Consider the following 21,529-nt stretch of genomic DNA (forward strand, 5'->3'; position numbering starts at 1 on the left):
GGATAACGACTTATTGTCCTGCTAGTGCGTAAACACGACTTCATCCTCCAATGAATTCGTTTTAGGCTCCAATAGTGCACAGATTATTGCTGCACTATTGGGGCCTTTTTTACACCTGTATCAACAAGATGGCGAGGTAAGTTGCTATCTTAAAAATTGAGTAACAAAAACCAACATAAAACTCAGTGTCTATGCACCTTTGCACTGACAAAACACTCACAAATCTGCATATTCAAGAAGAAAGGATCTGAACCTCAAATATTCATAGCAAAATGATATAAAAAACGTGATCTCTGTGGGTTACAGACTGTTACAGATCCGATAAGATGGCCCCAGTTCGCTTTTTCCCTGCAAAAGATGAAGCCAGCTGAGAGGCCCGTTCTAACGAATGGGCCTCTGTCCATTCTGCCTTCTGCGTTTCCTCTACGACAACTTATGCTGCCACTTACTCATATAGCTCCCATCAAAGTTTAATTAACCTATTTACTCCGCTGTTCGCTCTTTTTATCAATAAGACTTACTGACGACCAAGTTGTTGCTTTATTAATCAGTAATTCAGCAAAAGCGAAACTTCACCCAAAACTGAGATCTAGCACAAAGTTATTGGCATAAAACTCATGCTAAATAGAGACATGACAGATTAAGTAAATGGTTAATTTTCATGCAGTAACTATCCTTCTCCGTCAAAAAACATCAAGGCTAAATAGACTTAATTAATGATTGACCGAATTCAAAAACGATGCCTATGATGGCAACAATATCCTCGAACAGGTAGGTACGCTATGACTGCAATCACCCATGTATATAACTACACAGTTAGATGTCCACATTACAAAGATCCTGAACATCCCGTTACTTGGTTAAATCATATTGAAATGAACCAGTCCTGTGAGATCGCGTTAAATCGCATCACTAAATGGCACGAGCTTTCTGGGGAAAAAACCTTCGAAACGAATAAGTTTGTGGTTCGTAAAGCCGAAAATGAAGATGCTTACTTCTCAATGCAGAGTGATAGACTCAAAAACGACGGCCATGCCTTAGTCACCTTTAAAATCTTTTTAGACGATTGCTGTGACGATGCGGCGCCTGAAGAAATCATGCAGCACCTGATTGAAGACTATCAACAACGCTTAGCCAAACTCGAATAATCTTTGCAGTATTATTTAGCGACCTTAGACGCCAGTGCGCAAAACGCCACTGGCGTTTTTATTTGTCGAGTTCGATAACTCAATCCACGACGTCATTTAATGCTCTTAGTTTCACTCACTCGGTTGATACTCGAACAGAAGCATTGCAACAGCGGCTCAGCAGATAATGTCGCCATAGCGTGATTCAGCTCAAGATCTGTTATATTGTCCCGAATGTCATTTTGCACAGTAAAAATGGCAAGGCCCAGTAAATTGAGTTACGAACTTAAATTGAGGATTGGCATCACAATGAATAAAGCGACGCTCATTATTATTCCTTTATTACTCGCTACATCCGCCTGTGCGGATTTAAAGGACGCAGGCCGTGCCATCGGCACAACGACTAAAGAAGTCACCACTGAGATAGGCCACGCGACTCGAGACACGACAAAAGCCATAGGTCATGCTTCACGGGATGCGGTCAAATCGGTAAAAGAAGATTTAACCAAAGACTAATGACAGTGACGCCTAGGCGTCACTGCTCATTTTAAGCATCTTATACATTTAAGCATCACGCATTTTAAGCGCCACGCCCCTTAAGCCGCATTCGCCCGAATACCATGGGGAACGGGCAATCCTTGGGCATTCACATGCACAAACACCATCTTATCTATACTCACCACTGGCGCCTGCGTCATCTTATTACGTACTTGACAGCTGACAGTAATCGAGCTGTGGCCGAGACTCACTAGCTCCAGACCAAACTCAATCACATCCCCTTGATGCGCTGGCGTCATAAAGTTGATTTCAGAAATCAACTTAGTCACATGACTTGTGCTCTTCATCTGGCAGGCAGCAAAAATAGCGGCCTCCTCATCTATCCAACTGAGCAACTGACCGCCAAACAGGGTATTTGCTGGATTTAAATGTTCAGGTTTAACTAAACGGCGACTGTAATATTTCATGGCGGTGACCTCAATGTGAATGCCAATAATCAGCTTTAATGCACTGTAACTTCCCGTAATATTCAGAGCATTATTCAGGCCACATTTGATAGTTATTAAATAACAATGAGATAGCAATAAGTTGCTGTAAAATAATCCGATTATTGCACCAAGCCGTATCAGAGTTGCACCATATTAATCAGCGCAATAGTGAACCAATAAGCAAAAAAATAGCGACTCATAGAGTCGCCAAACTAAGGCAAGCAAAAACTTACTGGGTAGGAAGTTAAGTCACAAAATTTGACTTAAAAACCCGCACAGCACATGTAGGCGAACTGCACGGGGGACAACAGCTGCAGAGCAGCTAAACACAGGCTTACGGGTAACACTCTTTCATACTCAACTCGAGATTTAAGCTGCAAGCTCGGTAACTCATCACAGTCCGCCCTTGCCCTCTATTTCGAGTTTTTAACCACGCCTCACCACATATATCAATGTAAGGCGTGCTGAGGAGTGATCCACAATCACAATGGATCATCCTAAGCGCTGCTTACTGCTTAAAACTGCTCTTCTTCGGTAGACCCAGTCAGTGCAGTCACTGATGAATGGCCACCTTGAATAACCGTAGTCACTTGGTCGAAATAACCTGTGCCCACTTCCTGTTGATGCGCGACGAAGGTGTAACCTTTCTTCGCTGCAGCAAACTCAACTTCTTGAACTTTCTCAACATAATGCTTCATACCTTCGCCACGAGCATAGTCATAAGCGAGGTCGAACATGTTGTACCACATGTTGTGGATGCCGGCTAAAGTGATGAACTGGTACTTGTAGCCCATGTCTGATAATGCTTGTTGGAAGCGCGCGATAGTGGCGTCGTCCAGATTTTTCTTCCAGTTGAACGAAGGCGAACAGTTGTAAGCAAGCAGCTGATCTGGGTACTGAGCATGAATCGCTTCAGCAAAAACACGCGCTTCTTCAAGATCCGGTTTTGCGGTTTCACACCAAATCAAATCCGCATACGGAGCATAAGCCAGACCACGAGAAATCGCTTGGTCAAGACCGGCTTTAACACGGTAGAAACCTTCATTGGTGCGCTCGCCAGTCACGAAATCACGATCGTATGGGTCGCAATCTGAAGTTAACAAATCGGCCGCGTTAGCATCGGTACGTGCGATAACCAGCGTATCGACACCGCTCACATCCGCCGCTAAACGTGCAGCAACCAGCTTTTGTACCGCTTCTTGGGTTGGCACTAATACTTTGCCGCCCATGTGGCCACATTTTTTCACTGAAGCTAACTGATCTTCAAAGTGAACACCGGCAGCGCCCGCGTCGATCATCGACTTCATCAGTTCGAAGGCATTTAATACGCCGCCAAAACCCGCTTCTGCATCAGCAATAATTGGCAGAAAGTAATCAACAAATTTTTCATCTTCTGGATTTACGCCATTGCCCCACTGAATTTGGTCGGCGCGACGGAATGAGTTATTGATGCGTGACACCACAGCTGGCACTGAGTTGGCAGGGTATAAAGATTGATCTGGGTACATAGTGCCGGCTAAGTTAGCATCGGCTGCCACTTGCCAACCTGAAAGGTAAATCGCTTCGATACCCGCTTTCGCCTGTTGTACCGCTTGACCACCCGTTAACGCACCCAATGAATTCACATAGCCTTTTTTAGCGCCACCGTTAACCAATTCCCATAACTTAGCAGCACCGCGCTTAGCGATAGTATTCTCAGGCACGATTGAACCGCGAAGCGCAACCACTTCTTCTGCGGTATAAGGACGACGCACGTTTTTCCAACGTGGGTTTTCTGCCCAATCTCTCTTGATTGCATCAATCTGCTCTTGACGTGAAGTCTGAGTCGTTGCCTTAGTCATAGTGTCGCTCCTTTATCTTTGATGTTGTAGCTATCATGAAACTGCCCCCCAGTTTCACTCTGCTAAATTGTTTGGTTGACGGTAGCCCCGCCACAGCTAAATCTGGTTTACCTAAAACGGTTCAAGCAAATGAGTTCATTCTAAGCTGTCAGCATTTCGTAACCGGGTAAGGTTAAGAAATCGACCAGCTCGTCGGAGGTGGTAATGTCTTCAAGCAACACCGCTGCTTGGGTGAATTTGCCATGGGTGAATCTGTCGCTACCCACTTCTTTTTTCACGTTCGACAGCTCTTCAACCAACATGTCTTTAAAGAGTTGTTTGGTCACTAATTTGCCGTTTGATAGCGACTTACCGTGTTGGATCCATTGCCAAATTGAAGCCCTAGAGATCTCAGCCGTAGCCGCATCTTCCATTAAGCCGTAAATGGGCACACAACCATTGCCGCTGATCCACGCCTCTAAATACTGCAGGGCGATACGAATGTTCAGACGCATCCCTTGTTCAGTGCGCTCACCGTCGCAGGTTTTAAGCAGTTCGCTAGCCAGAATTGGCGCATCGACATCACGGGTAATATGTAATTGATTACAGTGATCTTGGCCTATGTATTCGTTGAAAATCCCCATAGCGGTGTCGGCAAGGCCAGGGTGCGCTACCCAAGTGCCATCGTGGCCGTTACGCGCTTCTAGTTCTTTATCCTTACGCACCCGCTGCAATACGGCTTCGTTCTGAGCAGGATCTTTAGCAGGAATAAAGGCTGCCATGCCGCCCATCGCTAAGGCACCGCGTTTGTGGCAGGTCTTAATCAAGAGTCTTGAATAAGCGCTTAAGAAAGGCGTATCCATAGTGACGGCTTGGCGATCCGGTAAGACTCGGTCGCTATGACGTTTTAATGTTTTGATATAGCTGAAGATGTAATCCCAACGACCACAGTTGAGCGCTACGATATTGGAACGTAATTCATAGAGAATTTCGTCCATTTCGAACACGGCAGGCAAAGTCTCAATCAAGCAAGTACATTTAATCGTGCCCGCTTGCAGACAAAACCGTTCCTCAACAAAAGCAAACACTTTTGCCCACCAGCGCGCTTCAATATGACTTTCTAACTTAGGAATATAAAAATATGGACCACTGCCCTTGGCCAAAAGTTGGCGATAGTTGTGGTAGAAATACAGTGCGAAATCAAACAGTGAGCCAGGAATCGCTTTGCCATTAAACTGCACGTGTTTTTCTTTAAGGTGCAGACCACGAACGCGGCAGATAAGCACTGCAGGATTTGGTCCTAATTTATAGTGCTTACCCGTGTCCGGTGCTGTGTACTCAATATCACCACGCACGGCATCACGTAGATTGATTTGACCTTCGACGACTTTTTCCCAGCTTGGTGCTAAAGAATCTTCGAAATCGGCCATAAACACTTTGGCATTGGCGTTAAGTGCGTTAATCACCATCTTACGTTCAACGGGACCTGTGATTTCCACGCGGCGGTCGAGCAGATCATTTGGGATCCCACGGATTTGCCATGCACCATCACGGATAGCGCGGGTTTCAGGCAGAAAGTCGGGTAATGACCCTTTATCGATACGCGCTTGCTTTTCTTTACGCTTAGCGAGTAAGGCAGGTACTTCGTCGGCAAACTCACGACAAAGGGATTCGAGTAAGGCGACAGCCCCTTCGGTAAATATGACTTCTTGGCCTGGAATGTCACGCCCCACAATATTCAGCGTGGCGTTTGCTGTAGCTTTACCCAGTGTTGAATTCAATTGCTGTTCACTCAAAGTGTGTTCCGTCATCTTGATGCCCTCCCAAGAGGCTCCACTATCACAGGCTTAACGCTGACATATAAAGCAGTAGCATCCCCAATCACCACTGCTTATAAACTCACCAAAAAACCATCAAATGTTTGTTTCGAACTAAAACTTACCGACAAACGTTTGTATTTGCAACAGTCCAAGATTGACAAAAACATGCATTAACCTAAGTAAAAACCATGCTGAAATTGGTCTGACCAAGCAATAAAATAAACAACAAATAACTGATAAATATGCAATTGAACATTTTAATCACATATGACAATTGCAGTTAAATGAAACTTGTCAGACAACTTTACCAATCAATACGCAAAGTAATTAATTACGTAATTAAATAACTTATAGTAAATTTATTATTACATCATTTTTACTCTATTAGACCTAAGTAGAAAATGCTCAATGTTTTGAACTAACCTAGAGGTAAGTCAGATAAATTCATATAAATCATAATGATAAAGACTGTTGCCATTGTCACAAATTTAAACGACCGTTTCATTTTGACGTTTACGTAAACGAAATAAGTATCATGTGCGATTCAAACTAAGTACCAGGTTGCGTTTCCCGATCAACAAGGTGGGATGTGATGGTTAACTCAAAAAATAAATCACTTTTTTATAAAAAAAATGAAACAAATTTGACATTACAGCGGGATGGAACTTAGACGCGACTTTTTATGAAGCTTTTCTCCTACGAGAACCCATACCTTACTTCCTCAAATACATGCCTTTTCGTAACACTTATTCGCAGCACTGCACATTTCAACCACGACATCTGAAACATATGTTGCCAACTTAAATGCAAATCATTACTATTCGCGACCTATTTATTTGGGGGAACCATTAATGAAATCATTTCGTTTGTCACTAACTGCACTCGCCTGCCTTTCCGTTTTATCGCAAACTGCATCCGCCGAAGCTAACTCGAACTCGGTATCAGCAAATACTGAAGCCAACGTTGAGCGCATCACAGTTTATGGCAGACAAAACTCAGTGGTGAAAAATTCAGGGCTAGCGACTAAATCCGACATGTCTCTCATGGAAACACCCGCTGCAGTTGTAATTGTTGACCAAGAACTGATCGAAACCCAAGGTACAGATAATCTGCAAGACTTGATCCGTAACATCAGTGGTGTGACTCAAGCGGGTAATAACTATGGCATCGGTGACAACATAGTCATCCGTGGTTTAGGCGCAAATTACACCTATGACGGTATGTATGGCGGTGCAGGCCTTGGTAACACTTTCAACCCCACGCGCTCTTTAACCAACGTTGAATCCGTAGAAGTATTAAAAGGCCCAGCGACTGGACTCTATGGCATGGGGAGTGCTGGCGGCGTCATCAATTTAATTGAGAAAAAACCGCAATTCGAGTCAAAAAACAAATTTACCGCCGAAGTTGGACAATGGGATACCTACTCCCTTGCTCTGGATAGCACAGGCGCCCTGAATGATGATGTCGCCTACCGTTTAGTGGCAAAATCCGGCCGCAGTGATGGGTATCGCGATATCGGTACAGACAGAGACGAAATCTATGGCGCCTTAAAATGGGTATTAAGTGATAGCCAAGATGTAATGCTTTCAGGTGCTTACATCAAAGATGCTATTGCCGTTGACTCTATTGGCCACCCGATTCGAATTTACAACGCCGATTCAGTCGGCGGTAAGAGCGCGGGAGAGGTCACTTGGCAGGATTTGATCAACGATCCAAGTGGTAAGGGTCTACAACTGACCGATGCACAGCGTCAGCAGCTAGCGGACTCGTTGTCGGGCGCTGACGGCTTAAGGCCCTATTCATTTGGTGATGCAGGGCTGATTTCACCAATGGCGAAGGACAATGAAGGCGAAGAGTTAAGATTTAAACTAACCCATAATATTTACTTCAACGATAATCTGTTTCTTAATCAGCAATTACAGTATCGCGACTACACTTCAGGCTTCGCCCGCCAAACAGGTGCTTATAACTACGTCTACTGGAAACAAGGCAAAAACCCGATCAACGCTGATCCCCGCGCGCCATTAGTTGAAAACGGCGTGCTTTATCCTTTTGCTGCAAGACGTCAGGAATACCGTAAAGTGGATGCCGACGAGACTTCGTGGCAGTACTTTGCCGATTTACGTTATGACTTCCAAATTGGCAATATAGACAATGAATTATTGGTCAATGCCAACTACGAAGACCGTAATATTCGCTTCCAGCAATATTCTATCTTCGATGCCGATCAAATCTATAAAAACAAAGATGGCAAAATCATTTACCAAGGATCTCTGCCTTATATATACGACATCCGCAATCCTAACTGGGGCACAGGTAAATTCGAGGACTATGACCCACTCAAAACTGCTAACTATGACAAAAAAGTCAGTGCTTGGGGCGTAGGTTTACAACATGTCAGTTATCTACCATACGGCTTTACCACGCGTATTGGTGTTGCCTTTAATGAGATTAAACAAGCCTATGAGCACTTTGGTGTTGATCCACGCTATAGCACTAGCCAATCCCAAGCGACACCAGAAGCCGATACCACAGATAACGGTATGACCTATAACCTAGGGTTAACCTACATGCCGATTGAGGATTTATCATTTTTCATCAACCATTCTAAAGGGCGCACCGCTTACAGTGTACTTGATGCAGTAAAAGATAATGCTACCGACCGAGATGATTCAGAATCAATTAGCAATGATCTAGGCATGCGCTTTAAAGCATTTGAGGATCAATTACTTGGCTCACTGGTATTCTTTAAAAGCTCGCGTACTAATGTCGCCTATAACAACCCTGATTATACCAATGGCATATTAACCCCTAATATTCCCGTGTATTTTTACGATGGCAGCGAAGATACTCAGGGGGTCGAACTCGATCTCAATGCCCACCTGAATGATCAATGGCGCGTTAACCTTAATGGCATGTACCAAGATGCAAGGGATAAGCAAAACCCGAATGACGTCGCAAATTACGACAGCCGTCAAAAAGGTGTGCCTTATGTCACTGCCAGTGCTTGGGTCACCTATGGCGCGGATTGGTTTAGATTATCAAGCCCAATCGAGCTGAGCCTTGGTGCAAAATTTGTCGATGATCGCAGTACGCACTCAAGCTCATTTGGTATTCCAGACGGTTATGTGCCTAGCTATACCGTCGTTGACTCGGCGGTGAGCTACAACGCGGATTCTTGGAAAATCCAGCTGAACATTAATAACCTTTTCAATAAAGACTATTACAGTAAAGCCATGTTCCTCGGTGGTATGCCGGGTGAAGAACGCAACGTCAAACTGCAATACAGCTATAGCTTTTAACACTTAAACATCAGCGTTAAATTTGATGTTGTAAACCAATAAAAAAAGAGAGCATTTATGCTCTCTTTTTTATATCCAAATCAGAGTGACAACATTAACTCACATTCTCCCTATCGCCACGCATGAGGGATTCCAACTCTGCCTTACCCTTATTCGATAGATTGATTAACGTCGCTAAATCATTTTGATGGGCTGCGCTAGCAATCACCAGTTTCTTATCATGTTCAGCAAAGATTTTTACCCGCTCATTGGCTTGTACCTGCGATAAACCTAGACCTTGGAGAATCTTCTCACTGGCCGATAGCGCCGAACCAAAGGTCTCACGAAACACATCCGTCACCCCAAGGCTCATCAAACGATAAGCATGGTTACGGTCCCTCGCCCGCGCGACTATGTTGATATGGGGAAAATGCGTTTTCACTTGCTGAGCAATTTCAATGGAATCCTCAACACTGTCCACGGCAAGCAATAGTAATCTAGACCGAGCAATCCCCGCCGACATCAACATGTCTAAGCGTCTGGCATCACCAAAATACACTTCACCACCGTATTTACGAATTACATCCACATGACTCGCATCCTTATCCAAGGCGACAAAAGGGATACCTGATGAGGCCAAAATACGCCCCGTGATCTGGCCTACTCGACCAAATCCAGCAATCACCACTTCAGATTCGGTGACATTAATCGTATCTGGCAGACGAGTATCCACCACTTTGGCTTTAGTTGCTCGGAACAAAGTAAACAATAGAGGCGTTATTGCCATAGACAAACCAATAGCAAGCACAAGGACTTGCGCAATTTTATCGCCGACAATACCAGATAGCTGCGCCTGAGATAACAGCACAAAGGCAAATTCGCCCCCTTCAGCAAGGATCAAACCTAGTGCAATACTAGGCCGCCATTTGTGGTGCCGAATGCGCCCCAACACCATAAGCACAAAGGTTTTAATCAGCAACATAGCCATTAAAATGCCCAGAATAAGTAACGGATCAGATATTAATAATTTCAAATCCATACTCATACCGACAGCCATGAAAAACAGCCCAAGCAATAAGCCTTTAAAAGGTTCTATGTCAGTTTCGAGCTGGTGCCGATAACTTGAGTTAGCAAGCATAATACCCGCCAAAAATGCCCCCATTCCCGCAGAAAGTCCCAACCACTCCATTAACTCAGCGCTACCCATGACCAGCAATAATGCAAAAGCGGTGAGCACTTCACGCACCCCACTGCTTGCCACTAGTTTAAGGAATTTAGGCAGTAAATATTTACCCACTAACACAAAACCAACGAGCGCAAGACACGTCCAGTACCAAGGCACCGCATGATGTTCAATCTGAGCAGAATTGGGCGCCAAATATGCTGTCAGCAGCAACATAGGGATAACCGCAAGATCTTGCATTAACAAGACCCCAAAAGCATCACGTCCAAGTGGGGTTGTGAGCAACCTATGCTCACTCATTAACTGCACGGCAAAGGCTGTCGATGATAAAGATAGCGCGGCACCAACCACTAAAGCCGCCTCAATAGACAAACCAAAGCCCCAAGCCAAACCTCCAATCGCAGCCCATGACAACAACAGCTGACCACTGCCTAAACCAAAGATAGCACTGCGAAGTTCCCATAATTTACTTGGATTCAATTCGAGTCCAAGTACAAACAGCATAAGTACCACACCTAACTCGGCAAAATGCAACACGGCTGCAGGATCAGAAACCAACGCCATACCACCAGGGCCTAAAATAATCCCTGCGGCCAAATAGGAAAGAATAGGACCCGCGCCAAAACGTTTACCCAAAGGAACAAAAATAACCGCCGCCAATAAAAATAGCAGCACCGACGTGAGTAAACTCGACTGTTCCATGAAGGCTCCAACGGAAAAAGGGAATGCGCATTGTTCTATGTAAGGACCCAGCAATAGCTAGGCAATTATCAGCTATGATATCCCATTTATTTATTAACAAGGTCAAGGCAATTCATTAAAAATGAGAAATTTTTGATACGAAAAACACTTAAGCGTAGGGGAAATCAACTGGAGTAACAAAGCAGAGTAAAAGAGCGCTTAGAGACACCTTAGACTGTTATTGCATTTTAGTGAGTGGCTGCAAAATAAAAAACGAGCAATAAACTAAGGAAGGATAAAACCAGTAAGGGCTTGCCAACTCTGGATGAGACTAAATGCTCACTCGACTTACATTACACAGAGGGCGATGCGATATGACGCCGTAAATCAGTTGCCTGCTTGTCACATTTTAATATGTCAGAATAGCGTACTACGGTGTTGCGACCATTGTCCTTAGCGGCATAGAGCGCCATGTCGGCTCGGTGGAATAATGGATCTAAACTCAGATCATCAGCCATTAAACCGCTCACACCAAAACTTGCCGTTATGACGAACTTATGCCCTGAATGTTGGGTATCAATGGCCTCGATACGAGCTCGACATTGCTCCGCCACTTCCATGCCTTTCTCTTCATCGGCATAGGGTAATAAAATTGCAAACTCCTCACCGCCGATACGAGCAAAAACATCACCATTTCGGATATGGGATTTAAGGGAGTCAACCACCTTTTTAAGCGCCCAATCGCCAGTTCCATGACCAAAAGAATCGTTGATGCGTTTGAAGAAATCTAAATCGAATAAAATGACACAGAAATCCCCGCTACGAGCCGTGGCTTGCACAAAAAGGTTTTCTCCCAACTCTTGCCCTGCACCACGATTCAATATGCCTGTTAAGGCATCCATTCTCGCCATACGCATAAACTTACGTTTCTGCATCTGACCTACGGCTAACAAAATTCCAAGGAAGAACAGCCCACCCATTAGAATAGTGATAAACATCAGCATATTGGTGTATTCCCGCTCTTTTACCATTTGCTGAGCGATGTAAAGTTCACGCTCTTTATTGAGTAAATTGATTTCACGCGACTGTTCATCAGCATTAAACTTAGCCGCCTGATAAGCGAGGGTTTTCATTCTAGATTGGTCAAAAATCAATTGATTATAATATTGTTCTTTTCTTGTGTATTCATAGGCTTGCTCAAATTGTTTATCCGCCGCCATCAGTTCGGCAAATACCTTATATGTAATATGCTTATGTTCGATGTAGCTATTATCATCGGGGAATGAAAGCACTTTAACGGCGTGACTTTTCGCTTGAACCTGCTCACCCATGGCAAAGTAATTCTCGGCAAGTAGTGCATGTACATGGCTGATTTCTAACTGAAATTGAAAAGCTTCATACCCTTTTAAAGCTAATAGCAGAATCGATCTCGCGCCTAAAAAATCGCCCCGCTCCTGCAAAACCATAGCTTTGCCTTTTATCGACATAGTCGCCAGAAGGGGGAATTGCTTCGCATCACAGTATTGACGGCTATCTTCGAAGGCATCGAAGGCGTCGGGATTTTTCACGCCGAGTAAATAAATAGCGCGCAACAATTTGGCATGACAAATATCGCGGACATCGGTTTCCTTTGCGAGTTGTAGCACCTTATTGGCATAAAGGCCCATATCGCTATAAGCATCCATTTCGGAATAAATATTGGCAATTCTTAAATATGAGTGCCGTTTAATCGTGACATCATCAATATTCACCACTAGGGCTAATGCTTGAGCAACTGCAGCCAAGGCTTTGTCATAGTCACGTATCCCTATATATACAGTGGCTTTGTAACTATAAACTGACGCTAATAAATCAGTATTTGTCACTAAGGTTTCGGCTTGGTGTAGATCATCTAACGCTTTAGTATATTCACCGATGAAAAAATAACCTATCGCTCTATCTATCCTCAGTCGTCCTTGTTGTATTGTAGTTAAACGACTGAATTCTTTCTCATATTCGGCAAGCTTTTTCTGCGCAGCACTAAGATCAGATTGCAGTAATACATCAAGCTCATTGAGTGCCTGATCAAAATCGAGAGAGTTAGCCATCAAAGCTGTCGAACACAAGGCGAAGATGGCTAATAGGGCACAACGTAACCGTTTCAAAATTAGTTAATTATTACCATGATTGACTAAAATAAATGTTTGATAATTTTGGTCGCCACTCAAAACTTTTAGTTTTGTCATATCCCCTGTCATTACAGCGCTAATTTCTTCATCTGTTAACCCATGGGCGCGCATTACCGCCTCAGGGTCCTGTTGATACGCTTCCATCAGCAGTGCATCTTGGCCTAACTGGGTAAAAAAATCCGATAATGCAGACATACCTTTCCTTATTTATATGATGACTCCCGAATTCAGCTCAGAAGTACAGCACTCACAATTAGCCTAAATCTTCAGGTCTAATGCCTAATTTAGTTAAAATAGCATAGTTGTATTCGAGTTTTTTTGCTGGCGGGATCAGTAAAGTACTGATCGGAGACAAGTTTGCCTCGGGCAGCTTACTCAACGGCAAATACTCAATTCTAGGGGCTTGAACTGGCAGATTAGCAGCTTCGTAGATCACCACTTGATGATCTCGCGGATACCATTGATTCAGTTGTTCAACCAAAATCTGCAGCCTGTCACTCGTAGTATGGAACTGAGTTAAGGTATGTTCACCAGCAATCGCAATTTGCCATAACAATAAATGGGTTGTCGGATCGGGCACATGATTAAAAAACATAAACTGGCTAGCTTCAAAACTTTGATGCCCAGAGCTGCCGGGGTCAATACCCAGATCAGCCCATAAACACGCCTCGGCCGAAATCCCCGGCTCCATCTTCGCTGAAAACCCTTCAGCCCTCGCCCGCGTAATCGCCATATGGGAAACACAGGCAAAGACTCCAGGATGACCATAGAGCGCACAAACGGTTTTTTTGCCAGCCCTTACGGCCTCCAATATAGAATTAACCATTTGTTCGTAGGTTTCTCGGCGATTTTTAACTTCACCATTTTGTGCATAAAACGGCTGTAAATTGATGACATTGGGATTAATGTTCTGGATCCAACGCTGCGAAAAACCATCGGGCAAGAGTGAAAACACGACATCAGCGTGCTCAATATAACTACGACTCATCACACTGATCTGTCCGGCCAGTTGTAAACCCGTACCTACACAAACTAAAGAACCCAATGCATCTATCCCACTATTTTATTTCGAAGACTGCAAACTCACGACAAAAAGCCACAGTACAAGAACACAATAAAAACATATCGGTAACTTTAATCTGATTTTAACGAGATTACTATGTTTATCGCCACACATACTGTCTATCGACTTACTAACTAATTGCTTGGCTTTAAAGAAGAAATCGCTCACATTTACTCTTTCCCAATCCAGCCAACAGTAAACCTGTACGGCTCTGAAGCAGAAAATCATACTCTTAGCCCCATATGACTTCAGCGAATAAATATCCTTAAAGATTGAGAACTAAAGCCAACATACTGGGTCGAAAAGTCACACAATTCGATCTATGACGGTTGCAAAGCCCGATTGCCCTTGTCATGAGGGGGAATGCTTGGGTATTATGGCCGCCAGATTTTCAGAAGTAGCGCATACAATGATCAATAAAAAGCAAAGTCTTACTCTACTGGGCGCTGTGGCGCTCTCTGTTTCGCTCAGTGCCTGTAGCGTGTTCGATTGGTTGATTTATAAGCCCGACATTCCACAGGGCAACTACATGGAACCGCAACAAGTTGAAAAGTTGCGCATTGACATGACCAAAGAACAAGCCGAATACATTCTCGGCCGTCCGGTATTACGAGATAGTTTTGCTGACGATACTTGGTACTATGTGTATCACTACAAGAGTGGGCGTGATGCCAGCATTACGCATAAAGAACTCATACTGCACTTTACGGGCGATAAACTTACCTCAGTGAAAGGCGATTATGAACTAAGCAAAGAATTTAGTACGCCGCTAGAGCAAAGCAGCTTGCCAACAGGTAATAAAACTGAGCTAGTGCCACAAATTCCAGCACAGCGCGCCGATGAAAAGCCATTAGTTAAAGAAAATCAAGCTGAAGCGCAAGTTCAAAAACCAATTAAGTAATATCCTAAACTTTGCTTATGCTCTTCTCAGTCAATCAAATATAAAAAAGCGCCCAAGGGCGCTTTTTTATTGAGCTATGATGTCAATATTTAAGCTCGTCCACCCGTCACTTTATTCGCGCGGCCTTCATCTTTAGCTTTATCTGCTCGGCGACGACGCACATCCTTAGGATCAGCAATCAAAGGACGATAAATCTCAACCCTTTGCCCCGGTAAAATCACTTGGTCATGCTTAACCACATTACTAAACACACCGAGCTTAACCGTATCTAAATCGATCTCAGGAAAAAAGCTTACAATGTTACTTAAACGCACCACCTCAATCGCTGACGTGCCGGGATTCACATTCACCGAAATCACTTTTTGCTGTGTAGGCAAGGCGTAAACCACATCAACTACAAACTTATCTGTCTCATTTGTCACTGTAAATCACCTTAGCGCGACTCGTAAATGCCGTCACCATTGATACCATAAGATCATTAAACACTTTACCAAAGGCCATATCGGCTAACGAACTTGAAAACTCAAAACTCAGCTCGAATTCTACCTTGCAGGCCTCTTCAGTCAGCTCAGTAAAACGCCACTGCCCCAATAAATGCTTAAAGGGCCCATTTTCCAATGTTAAATCAATACTCTTACCAGGAACCACTTGGTTGCGAGTCGTAAATGTCTTACGGATCCCCGCTTTACTCACATCAACAGATGCCAACATAGTCTTGCCATCAAATTCTAAGACTTTGCCACCCACACAACCGGGTAAAAATTCCTTATACGACTCGACATCATTCACTAAGTCATACATTTGCATCGCACTAAAACGGACTAACACACTTCGAGAAATTTGCGGCATAGGACTTAGTACTCTTCACTAACGTATTCACAGCGACCTAAGCAAACTCAAACGCACGAAAATAACGCACGTGCAATAAACAACTTAGGCCAGCAATCAAAATTTGCACGGATTTTATCACGATACGTAAAAAACGCACCCCTTGTGCACTTAGGCTGATACTCAACCCCCTAATCACGCTCAAAAAACCAGCAATAACACGATAGAGGCTTGAAATTAACTAAATAAACCCTTATATCAATACCAAATTGATTCACCGTGCGTATAATGGCGCCACTATGGTAAAGAAAAATTCAAGCAAAGCCGCGCCTGCGACTATCGCACGTAATAAGCGCGCAACCTTCGAATACCGTTTCGAAGAGAAAATGGAAGCCGGCCTATCCCTTATGGGATGGGAAGTGAAATCTATCCGTATGGGTAAGGTCAACTTGTCCGACTGTTACGTATTCCTGAAAAATGGCGAAGCCTTTATGCATGGCTGCACCATTATTCCCTTGAATACGGCATCGACACACGTTGTCTGCGATCCCCTACGCTTGAAAAAGCTGCTACTCAGCCGTAAAGAGCTAGATAAACTAGCGGGCTTAGTTGAGCGCCAAGGCTACTCTATTATTCCTATCTCAATGTACTGGCGTAAAGGTGCATGGGTGAAAGTGGAAATTGGTCTAGGTAAAGGTAAGAAAGATCACGATAAGCGCGAAGATACTAAAGCGCGTGAATGGGAAGTTGAAAAAGCCCGCGTGATGAAAAAAGAAAAAACGCACGGATAATGAACAAACGATTGAACTTGAAGCAAATGATGCTAGGTGATCATAGTGCTACGGGTTACAATCAAATTCTTGGGGGCGATTCTGGATTCGACAGGATTCACGAAACCCTGGGAGCATGCCGAGGGGCGGTTGGCCTCGTAAAAAGCCGCACAGTTATAGTTGCAAACGACGATAACTACGCTCTAGCAGCTTAGGCTAGCTAGCCATCTGACACAGGTCTCTCAAATGGGCGGTGTATACAGATGGTCATCTTACATTTGATAGCGAGGGAACTCCGTCCGGGGGTGAACCGCGAAATAGTACCGGACTCGCCCGATGAAATCCTGTCTTTCGGAGTTTATTCGGGTTAATTAAAAGAGAGACTAAGCATGTAGTGCCTTGGATGTAGGTGTTCTGGACGCGGGTTCAAGTCCCGCCGCCTCCACCAATTTTACCAGAAGGGCTTAACCGCAAGGTTAAGCCCTTTTTGTTTGAACTTTCAGGCTATTACTCATTTCGAGCTATCAATTCAAATGCGGCGGCGGGAACTGAACTGGCGTCGATAAATGAATCATGTCACTTGATCTAATCTCTATTAGATTCAGCCATTCAGACGCCGCACCTAAAAACCTACCTTTTCCCCTTTCCACCCAAAGCCCGTTTCTTCGCTCTTTGCTTCTGAGCCGCTTTGCCGTTACGTCTAGGTTCGGTATCCATCTTATTAAAGTCGGGTTCAAAGCCAGGTAACCATTGTTGTGGTAGACGCTTGTCGAGCACAACTTCAACTTCTTCCAATAATAGGGAGTCCTCTTGACTAAAGAGGGTGATGGCAAGCCCTGCACTACCCGCTCGACCTGTGCGACCGATACGATGAATATAATCTTCGGCGATAAAGGGTAGCTCAAAGTTGATCACATATTTAAGCTCGACGATATCTAGGCCTCTGGCGGCGACATCCGTTGCCACTAGCACTTGAATTTTGCCTTGTTTAAATTCCTGCAAAACTTTCTCGCGCGCGCCTTGAGACAAGTCACCGTGAAACGCCTGAGTGATAATATCGGCTTTATTGAGTTGCTGAACCAGTTTATCGACGCCTTGCTTAGTGCGGCTAAAAATCAACACTTGATGCCAGTTTTTACTGCGTACCAGATGGCTGACGAGTTCGGTTTTACGGTCGGCGTCGACGGCATAAACCACTTGTTCAATTTCGGCAGCGGTCGTGTTGCGCTTGGCAACTTCAATCAACTTGGGATCGCGCAGTAAGGTTTTACTTAAGCTGAAGATAGCGGCATCTAAAGTGGCAGAAAATAACAGGGTTTGTCTGTCACTCGGTACTTGCTTGAGCACGGCTTGAATTTCATCCATAAACCCCATGTCGAGCATGCGGTCGGCTTCATCAAAAACAAGCACACTCAATTGCTTAAGATTTAATGCACCTTGCCTAAGGTGGTCAAGTAAGCGACCCGGTGTTGCGATTAACACATCAATCCCTGCATTAAACACAGCGACCTGCGCATCGATACTCACACCGCCGTAGGCGATACCGATACGAATATCAGTCCCTTTAGCGTACTTAACAAAACTCTGCTGTACCTGCACCGCCAGTTCACGTGTCGGCACTAAGACTAATGCGCGTACGGGTCTCACAGTTATTAATTCTTGCGAAGGGCTGAGAGCCAACAAATGATGCAAGATAGGCAAGGCGAACGCAGCGGTTTTGCCTGTACCCGTTTGGGCGCCAGCCATCACATCCCGTTTAGCTAAGATGGCAGGGATCGCTTCTAACTGGATTGGCGTTGGCGATTCATAGCCAAGAACCGCTAAGGTATTAACTAACGTGGAGTTTAAGGATAAGGCACTAAAAGACATTGCGGTTAACCACTGAAAATAATGGCTAGAATTTTAGCAGACACAACCCTAAGCGACTAGCGGCATAGCGCTAGTCCTCTTGTTATATGCAAACTTGTTTTACGATAAAAATGCGTCGAGATCTTCAGCTAGCTGCGGACGACTAAAGAGATAACCTTGGGCTTGATCGCACTGGTTTTGTTGCAGAAAATCAGCTTGCTCTTTAGTTTCAACCCCTTCAGCGATAATTTCCAGCTTCAACGCATGTCCAAGCGCAATCACAGCCTTAGCGATAGCGGTATTGTTGGTATCGAAGGGAATGTCTCGCACAAAAGATTGATCAATTTTCAATTTATGAATAGGCAGTTTTTTCAAATAGTTGAGCGATGAATAGCCAGTACCAAAATCATCAACCGATAATTCGATGCCCAGATCGCCAAGTCGCTTTAAGTCACGGATAGCAAGATCAGGGTTCTGCATCATCACACTTTCGGTCACTTCAAGCTCTAAATGCTTGGCGGGCAAACCCGTTTCAGCTAAGACACGTTTCACATCATCCACAAAGGAACTGCGCTGTAACTGTTGTCCTGCCACGTTCACGGCAATACGGCCAAAATGTTTGCCTTCACTAAGCCAGCGCATGCCTTGACGGCAAGCGGTTTCTAAAACCCATAAGCCAATTTCATGGATAAGACCTATTTTTTCTGCCACAGGAATAAATATCGCGGGAGAAATCAACCCCAGTTGAGGATCGTGCCAACGCAGTAGCGCTTCAAATCCCACGGTTTGTCGAGTCACTAAATCAAGTTTTGGCTGGTACATTAAGTACAAAGCATTTTGCTCAATCGCGCCGTAGAGGGCACTTTGCAGCTTAAGATGCTCAAAAGACTGTTGAGTTAAGGACTCTGTATAAAAAGCATAATTATTGCGGCCATCATTTTTGGCGCGATACATGGCCGCATCGGCGTTACGCAGTAAAGTGTCCGCATCGGTTCCATCATTTGGATACAAAGAAACGCCCATACTCGCCGTTAAACGTAAGTGGTCGCCCGTGCTCACAATAAAAGGTTGCTCAAACACTTGGCGCAATTGATTTATGGCAACTGCGGCATCTGCACTATTGTCGATCCCTGAAATCAATGCCACAAACTCATCGCCACCAATCCGTGATAACACATCCTGATCGCCTACTTGGCTGCGTAAACGCTTGGCAAGCTCAACTAACATTTCATCGCCTATACTGTGGCCAAAACTGTCGTTGATATGCTTGAACAAATCGACATCAATCATCACTGTCGCTAATTGCAAATTCAGCCGCTTAGCTTGTCGCACTTCTTGCTTAAGCTGCATCATGAACTTCATGCGATTGGGCAAATGCGTTAGCGGGTCAAAATACGCTAAGTGCGTGAGTTGCGCTTCATTCTCTTTCTGGGCTGAAATATCGGCAAACACAGCGACAAAATAACGCACATCTCCAACGTCATCATAAATAGTGCTTATGGTGATATTTTGCGGAAAAATCGTGCCGTTCTTGCGCCGATTCCAAATTTCGCCATTCCATTTACCTTGAGTAAACAAGGTATTCCAGAGTTTATCGAAAAAATCTTTATCATGCCGACCCGAACTAAAAATCCGAGGATTCTGGCCGAGTAACTCTTCCCTCACATAACCTGTGATCTCAAAAAATGCACCGTTAACGTCGGTAATATTGCCATGCCGATCGGTCACAACGACACCTTCAACCGAGTTTTTAAACACATTGGTCGCCAGTGTCAGCTGTTCTTCAACTGCTTTATGCTTGGAGATGTTGCGAGTCATACCGATAACGCCCACGAGCTCCCCCTTGGCATTGAGTGTTGGGAGTTTTAGCGTTTCTAACCAAAGATGATTTTTAGCTTCACAGCCATCTAAACACTCAGCGACAATGATAGGCGTACCAGACTCGATAGCGAGCCTATCACCCTCTAGAAAAATCTCTGCAATATCAGTACCAAAGAGTTCAACATCGGATTTACCAACAATCTCACTACGGGGCATTTCCCACGCATTCTCAACACTACGATTGCAAAGAGTGTAAATGCCAGCGGCATTTTTCATCCAAATATGTTCGTCAAAACTATCGATAAAAGTTTGTAAATCGACCGTTTCGACACGACTCGGTGAACCTCGGCTTAATGTTTCAGCCGCATTATGTTGGCTCAATATCTCGCCTAACTGATGTTGAATGCTATCGCTGATAAGCTTGGCAAGTTGTAGCGTTTTTGAATCTACGCCGTGAGCCTCGTTATGATAGAAACATAAAAAGCCAAAATTTGCCCCAGATGGCCAAGCGAGAGACAAACAAATCACGCTGCCGATTGCGCTACAAGTGTGCCAATCTGAGTGCTGCCGAGTATCCATAATTAACAGAGGCTCACGTACCTGCTCAGTTAGCTGTGATACAGATAATGCAGCCGTGATTTGATGACTGCCTAATCGGGGCAATGCTGAAATCGGCTCACTCAAGCTGGACAACTTAGCATTGCTTATCGGGGGAGTAGTAGGTTTATCAATAATATCAAAGGGATTAGGAACGATTTCAGATGGTGTGACCATTGACGGCATCGCAACGGACTGGCTTATAACAGGCTGGGTGTTAGCCAAATGATTGCCACTTAGGTGGCTGAGTATTGCCTGTATTTCACTTTCAGCCGCAGAGTCTGAACTTAACATGCTGCTAAGTTCACCCGCAGCATTCCATGCTAATAACATTGCTTTACTGCTTGATATCTCAGCGACTAAATTTAAGTCACTCAACCAGTTATCCAGCTGTTGCTGCGTAATAGGTACATCTATCATCATCTTGCCAACTCAGATCTCGTTACTGCTCAATTGGCCTACGGCGAGAATACCGTAAGACCTTAAACACATGCCCAATATTGCTACAGAGGGAAAACGTTAACCAAACAGTAAAATCTCATAAAATTTTACGTTTAACATCAAATCAATACATCTCAATTGGCACTAAGGTTGGATCTAAAACTTACTCCATCATATCCACCTTTTAGGGTGGT

At 44.3% G+C, this 21,529-nt stretch carries 16 protein-coding genes and 1 other RNA gene; 6 read left to right on the forward strand and 11 right to left on the reverse strand.

The features are described from left to right. Positions 1 to 782 precede the first annotated feature (782 nt). The gene (locus L5M18_RS06275) at positions 783 to 1,148 is read left to right on the forward strand and encodes a hypothetical protein (protein ID WP_028760718.1); all 366 of its coding nucleotides are present in this window, start codon (positions 783 to 785) and stop codon (positions 1,146 to 1,148) included. 288 nt (positions 1,149 to 1,436) lie between these two features. Beyond that, positions 1,437 to 1,643, forward strand: coding sequence for a hypothetical protein (locus L5M18_RS06280; protein WP_028760719.1), 207 nt, complete (start codon positions 1,437 to 1,439; stop codon positions 1,641 to 1,643). A gap of 80 nt (positions 1,644 to 1,723) precedes the next feature. Here L5M18_RS06280 and L5M18_RS06285 read toward each other — a convergent pair whose 3' ends face one another. The 3 genes from L5M18_RS06285 to aceB all read right to left on the reverse strand — a co-directional run bounded on the left by L5M18_RS06285 (position 1,724) and on the right by aceB (position 5,744). Next, complete coding sequence (locus L5M18_RS06285) at positions 1,724 to 2,092, reverse strand: acyl-CoA thioesterase (protein WP_006080843.1); 369 nt, start codon at positions 2,090 to 2,092, stop codon at positions 1,724 to 1,726. Between the two features lie 536 nt (positions 2,093 to 2,628). Next, a complete protein-coding gene (gene aceA / locus L5M18_RS06290) occupies positions 2,629 to 3,954 on the reverse strand; it encodes an isocitrate lyase (RefSeq protein ID WP_006080842.1) in 1,326 nt (441 codons plus the stop codon). A 140-nt stretch (positions 3,955 to 4,094) separates the two neighbouring features. Further along, entirely contained in the window at positions 4,095 to 5,744 is a 1,650-nt protein-coding gene (gene aceB, locus L5M18_RS06295) for a malate synthase A (RefSeq protein WP_263196270.1), read from the reverse strand. Positions 5,745 to 6,604: 860 nt separating this feature from the next. Between aceB and L5M18_RS06300 the strand changes: the two genes are divergently transcribed. Then, complete coding sequence (locus L5M18_RS06300) at positions 6,605 to 9,055, forward strand: TonB-dependent receptor (protein WP_263196272.1); 2,451 nt, start codon at positions 6,605 to 6,607, stop codon at positions 9,053 to 9,055. A gap of 94 nt (positions 9,056 to 9,149) precedes the next feature. Here L5M18_RS06300 and L5M18_RS06305 read toward each other — a convergent pair whose 3' ends face one another. The 4 genes from L5M18_RS06305 to L5M18_RS06320 all read right to left on the reverse strand — a co-directional run bounded on the left by L5M18_RS06305 (position 9,150) and on the right by L5M18_RS06320 (position 14,111). After that, a complete protein-coding gene (locus L5M18_RS06305) occupies positions 9,150 to 10,919 on the reverse strand; it encodes a monovalent cation:proton antiporter-2 (CPA2) family protein (protein ID WP_263196274.1) in 1,770 nt (589 codons plus the stop codon). A gap of 332 nt (positions 10,920 to 11,251) precedes the next feature. Next, complete coding sequence (locus L5M18_RS06310) at positions 11,252 to 12,985, reverse strand: GGDEF domain-containing protein (RefSeq protein ID WP_263196286.1); 1,734 nt, start codon at positions 12,983 to 12,985, stop codon at positions 11,252 to 11,254. A 63-nt stretch (positions 12,986 to 13,048) separates the two neighbouring features. Continuing rightward, positions 13,049 to 13,261 (reverse strand): hypothetical protein, encoded by a 213-nt coding sequence (locus L5M18_RS06315; protein ID WP_168823362.1) that lies wholly within the window; start codon positions 13,259 to 13,261, stop codon positions 13,049 to 13,051. A 58-nt stretch (positions 13,262 to 13,319) separates the two neighbouring features. Next, positions 13,320 to 14,111: an SAM-dependent methyltransferase gene (locus L5M18_RS06320; protein ID WP_028760726.1), complete on the reverse strand. Its 792-nt coding sequence runs from the start codon at positions 14,109 to 14,111 to the stop codon at positions 13,320 to 13,322. A gap of 427 nt (positions 14,112 to 14,538) precedes the next feature. Here L5M18_RS06320 and L5M18_RS06325 point away from each other — a divergent pair, with 427 nt between their 5' ends. Beyond that, complete coding sequence (locus L5M18_RS06325) at positions 14,539 to 15,030, forward strand: outer membrane protein assembly factor BamE (RefSeq protein WP_028760727.1); 492 nt, start codon at positions 14,539 to 14,541, stop codon at positions 15,028 to 15,030. Between the two features lie 89 nt (positions 15,031 to 15,119). Here L5M18_RS06325 and L5M18_RS06330 read toward each other — a convergent pair whose 3' ends face one another. Further along, positions 15,120 to 15,452: an RnfH family protein gene (locus L5M18_RS06330; protein ID WP_006080834.1), complete on the reverse strand. Its 333-nt coding sequence runs from the start codon at positions 15,450 to 15,452 to the stop codon at positions 15,120 to 15,122. Continuing rightward, a complete protein-coding gene (locus tag L5M18_RS06335) occupies positions 15,442 to 15,879 on the reverse strand; it encodes a type II toxin-antitoxin system RatA family toxin (protein ID WP_028760728.1) in 438 nt (145 codons plus the stop codon). Before L5M18_RS06335 ends, L5M18_RS06330 begins: the two co-directional genes overlap by 11 nt. 278 nt (positions 15,880 to 16,157) lie before the next feature. Here L5M18_RS06335 and smpB point away from each other — a divergent pair, with 278 nt between their 5' ends. Next, positions 16,158 to 16,649 carry an SsrA-binding protein SmpB gene (gene smpB / locus L5M18_RS06340; RefSeq protein WP_006080832.1) on the forward strand — a complete coding sequence of 164 codons (492 nt, stop codon included), beginning with the start codon at positions 16,158 to 16,160 and terminating at the stop codon, positions 16,647 to 16,649. Positions 16,650 to 16,720: 71 nt separating this feature from the next. Next, positions 16,721 to 17,076: a transfer-messenger RNA gene (gene ssrA, locus L5M18_RS06345) on the forward strand. A 182-nt stretch (positions 17,077 to 17,258) separates the two neighbouring features. On the opposite strand, the gene L5M18_RS06350 is transcribed toward ssrA, so the two are convergent. Further along, on the reverse strand, positions 17,259 to 18,497 hold the full coding sequence (locus tag L5M18_RS06350; RefSeq protein ID WP_263196275.1) for a DEAD/DEAH box helicase: 1,239 nt from the start codon (positions 18,495 to 18,497) through the stop codon (positions 17,259 to 17,261). A 99-nt stretch (positions 18,498 to 18,596) separates the two neighbouring features. Further along, on the reverse strand, positions 18,597 to 21,317 hold the full coding sequence (locus tag L5M18_RS06355; protein WP_263196277.1) for a bifunctional diguanylate cyclase/phosphodiesterase: 2,721 nt from the start codon (positions 21,315 to 21,317) through the stop codon (positions 18,597 to 18,599). Positions 21,318 to 21,529: the final 212 nt, after the last annotated feature.

The organism is Shewanella sp. SM20 (assembly GCF_025654545.1).
Classification (GTDB): Bacteria; Pseudomonadota; Gammaproteobacteria; order Enterobacterales; family Shewanellaceae; genus Shewanella; species Shewanella oncorhynchi.

Excerpts from the sequence above, each read along its gene's own strand:
- L5M18_RS06275 (WP_028760718.1), top strand. The coding sequence starts at position 783 with ATGACTGCAATCACCCATGTATATAACTACACAGTTAGATGTCCACAT.
- L5M18_RS06280 (WP_028760719.1), top strand. The coding sequence starts at position 1,437 with ATGAATAAAGCGACGCTCATTATTATTCCTTTATTACTCGCTACATCC.
- L5M18_RS06285 (WP_006080843.1), bottom strand. The coding sequence starts at position 2,092 with ATGAAATATTACAGTCGCCGTTTAGTTAAACCTGAACATTTAAATCCA.
- aceA (WP_006080842.1), bottom strand. The coding sequence starts at position 3,954 with ATGACTAAGGCAACGACTCAGACTTCACGTCAAGAGCAGATTGATGCA.
- aceB (WP_263196270.1), bottom strand. The coding sequence starts at position 5,744 with ATGACGGAACACACTTTGAGTGAACAGCAATTGAATTCAACACTGGGT.
- L5M18_RS06300 (WP_263196272.1), top strand. The coding sequence starts at position 6,605 with ATGAAATCATTTCGTTTGTCACTAACTGCACTCGCCTGCCTTTCCGTT.
- L5M18_RS06305 (WP_263196274.1), bottom strand. The coding sequence starts at position 10,919 with ATGGAACAGTCGAGTTTACTCACGTCGGTGCTGCTATTTTTATTGGCG.
- L5M18_RS06310 (WP_263196286.1), bottom strand. The coding sequence starts at position 12,985 with ATGGCTAACTCTCTCGATTTTGATCAGGCACTCAATGAGCTTGATGTA.
- L5M18_RS06315 (WP_168823362.1), bottom strand. The coding sequence starts at position 13,261 with ATGTCTGCATTATCGGATTTTTTTACCCAGTTAGGCCAAGATGCACTG.
- L5M18_RS06325 (WP_028760727.1), top strand. The coding sequence starts at position 14,539 with ATGATCAATAAAAAGCAAAGTCTTACTCTACTGGGCGCTGTGGCGCTC.
- L5M18_RS06335 (WP_028760728.1), bottom strand. The coding sequence starts at position 15,879 with ATGCCGCAAATTTCTCGAAGTGTGTTAGTCCGTTTTAGTGCGATGCAA.
- smpB (WP_006080832.1), top strand. The coding sequence starts at position 16,158 with ATGGTAAAGAAAAATTCAAGCAAAGCCGCGCCTGCGACTATCGCACGT.
- L5M18_RS06350 (WP_263196275.1), bottom strand. The coding sequence starts at position 18,497 with ATGTCTTTTAGTGCCTTATCCTTAAACTCCACGTTAGTTAATACCTTA.
- L5M18_RS06355 (WP_263196277.1), bottom strand. The coding sequence starts at position 21,317 with ATGATGATAGATGTACCTATTACGCAGCAACAGCTGGATAACTGGTTG.